General features: G+C 72.1%; 2 protein-coding genes. One reads left to right on the top strand and one right to left on the bottom strand.

The features are described 5' to 3' along the window. Window positions 1–605: 605 nt before the first annotated feature. Window positions 606–2,075 (top strand): NAD-dependent succinate-semialdehyde dehydrogenase, encoded by a 1,470-nt coding sequence (locus tag B4E30_RS15020; protein WP_286795959.1) that lies wholly within the window; start codon window positions 606–608, stop codon window positions 2,073–2,075. A gap of 53 nt (window positions 2,076–2,128) precedes the next feature. Here B4E30_RS15020 and B4E30_RS15015 read toward each other — a convergent pair. Then, on the bottom strand, window positions 2,129–2,572 hold a 444-nt coding region (locus B4E30_RS15015; RefSeq protein WP_286795957.1), incomplete at its 5' end, for an LLM class flavin-dependent oxidoreductase.

Below are 2,572 nucleotides of genomic sequence, written 5' to 3'. Positions count from 1 at the left end.
GGCGTGGAGTTCGCCCGCCCGCGCTGCCAGCCGGTTGTGCAGCGCGGTCGCCGCGGCGATCGCGGTGGTGCGGTCGGCATCCGAGACCGACACGCGCGCGACGAGCGTGGCACGCTCGGCGGAAAGATGCCGTTCGGCGGTGCCGACGGTGGTGATGACGGTCATACGTGCCTCCCGGGCCGCGCCTCGAGGCGGCGCTGCCTCGCTTCATGCAACCACGCGACCGTCGGGTCCGCCAGGATCGGTTCGTTCGCCGCTGCGGCGCGGCTTGTCGCGCCCGGTGTGAACAAGACAGGAGATTCGGGTCAGAAGCCCGCGGGAAGCCTCCCACAGCGGCTGATCCCGCCGAATCTCCTGTCTTGTTCACGGTGCACTCGCGGGGTGGACGCGGCAGCGTCTCCCGCTCAGTGGCCGCGGTAGGTGCGGGCGCGACCGTCGGGTCGGTCTGGATCGGCTCGTTCGCCGTCGCGGCGAAGGTCGAGCTCGCCGTTGTACGCGGTGGAGGGCGCGGGTGCTCCGCCGGCGCGGCAGAATGGCACCGACATGCGTTTCGCGATCGAGCACGATCGAGAGGATGCCGCGGCATCCGACACAGGGAGTCATCGATGACAGAGAACCGAGAGACCGCACTTCTGGCCCACGTCCCCGACGGGCTGTTCATCGGCGGGCAGTGGCGCGCCGCCGAGGGCGGCGCCACCCTGCCGGTGTTCGACCCGGCGACCGGGGAACGCCTGCTGACCATCGCCGACGCGTCGGTCGCCGACGGCGCCGCCGCCATGGACGCCGCCGTCGAGGCCTTCCCGTCGTGGGCGCAGACGCCCGCGCGCGAACGCGCCGAGCTGCTCCGTCGCGCCTTCGACCTCCTGCAGGAGCGCAAGGAGGACATCGCCCTCCTGATGACGCTCGAGATGGGCAAGCCGCTCGCCGAGGCGCGCGGCGAGGTCGCGTACGGCGGGGAGTTCCTCCGCTGGTTCAGCGAAGAGGCGGTGCGGGCCTCGGGACGCTACGGGGCGAACCCCGAGGGCACCGGCCGCATGATCGTCACGCAGCACCCGGTCGGCCCGTGCTACCTCATCACCCCCTGGAACTTCCCGCTGGCGATGGCCACGCGCAAGATCGCACCGGCCCTCGCCGCCGGCTGCACCGTCGTGGTCAAGCCCGCCGAGCTCACCCCGCTCACGACGCTCTTCTTCGTCAAGCTGCTGCAGGATGCCGGGCTTCCCGACGGTGTCGTGAACGTCATCACGACGTCGTCGAGCGGCGCCGTCTCGGAGCCCATCATCCGCGACCCGCGGCTGCGCAAGCTCTCCTTCACCGGATCCACCCCGGTCGGGCAGAAGCTCCTCGAGCAGGCCGCGCAGGGAGTGCTGCGCACGTCGATGGAGCTCGGCGGCAATGCTCCGTTCGTCGTCTTCGACGACGCCGACCTCGACAAGGCGGTCGACGGCGCGATGCTGGCGAAGTTCCGCAACATCGGTCAGGCGTGCACCGCGGCGAACCGGTTCATCGTGCACCGCTCGGTCGCCGACGAGTTCGCCCGCCGCGTGACCGAGCGCGTGCAGGGCATGCGCATCGGTCGCGGCACCGAGGAGGGCGTGGCGATCGGTCCGCTCATCGACGATCGCGCCGTCGAGAAGGCGCGATCGCTCGTGGCCGACGCCGTCGACCGCGGGGCTCAGGTGCGCACGGGCGGATCGCCGGTGACCGGAGCGGGAACGTTCTTCGAGCCGACGGTCGTCACCGACGTCGCGGCCGGCAGCGACATCCTTCGCGAGGAGATCTTCGGACCGGTCCTGGCGATCGTGCCCTTCGACGACGAAGACGACGCGGTGCGGCTGGCGAACGACACCGAGTACGGCCTGGTCTCGTACGTCTTCACCGAGAACCTCGCGCGCGGCCAGCGCATGATCGAGCGTCTCGAGACGGGGATGATGGGGCTCAACGTCGGCGTGGTATCCAACGCCGCCGCCCCCTTCGGCGGCTGGAAGATGTCGGGTCTCGGCCGCGAGGGCGGCGCCGAGGGCATCCACGAGTACCTCCAGACGAAGTACACCCTCACCCCGAACCCGTTCTGACCCGAGGTGCCGGGCCGCCCGGGCTGCCCGCGGCCGGGTCGCCCGGCCCGTCGTCAGGGGCGGGGCGGCTCGGCGGCGCGGACGATCGCGGTCACCCGTGCCGTCGCGTCGGCGTAGGGGGCGAGGTCGGCGTCGTGCGCCAGCGGCTGCAGGATGACGCTCGTCGCGCCGGCGTCGGTGAGCGCGGCGATCGCCTCGGCCACCGCGGCATCGTCGCCGGATGCGGCGAAGCGGCGCTCACCGCTGAAGCCCCACGCGTCGAACTCCGCCTCGAGCGCTGAGGCCGTGTCGCCGAACGCGCACATGAGGAACACCACGATCTCGTGGGGTCCCGTGCGGCCCGCCGCTTCACGGGCGGCATGGATGCGCGAGGCGGCGGAGCGCACCATGGCGGGGCTGGATCCCGCGGTGAGGACGGTGCCGTCGGCGACCTCGCCCGTGAGAGACAGCGTCTTCGGGCCCTCGCCGGCCGCGAGCACCGGCACAGTGCGCTCGGG

Source organism: Microbacterium sp. UBA3394 (assembly GCF_002358725.1).
GTDB classification, from domain to species: domain Bacteria; phylum Actinomycetota; class Actinomycetes; order Actinomycetales; family Microbacteriaceae; genus Microbacterium; species Microbacterium luteum.
This window is presented reverse-complemented; position numbering and strand designations above follow the sequence as displayed.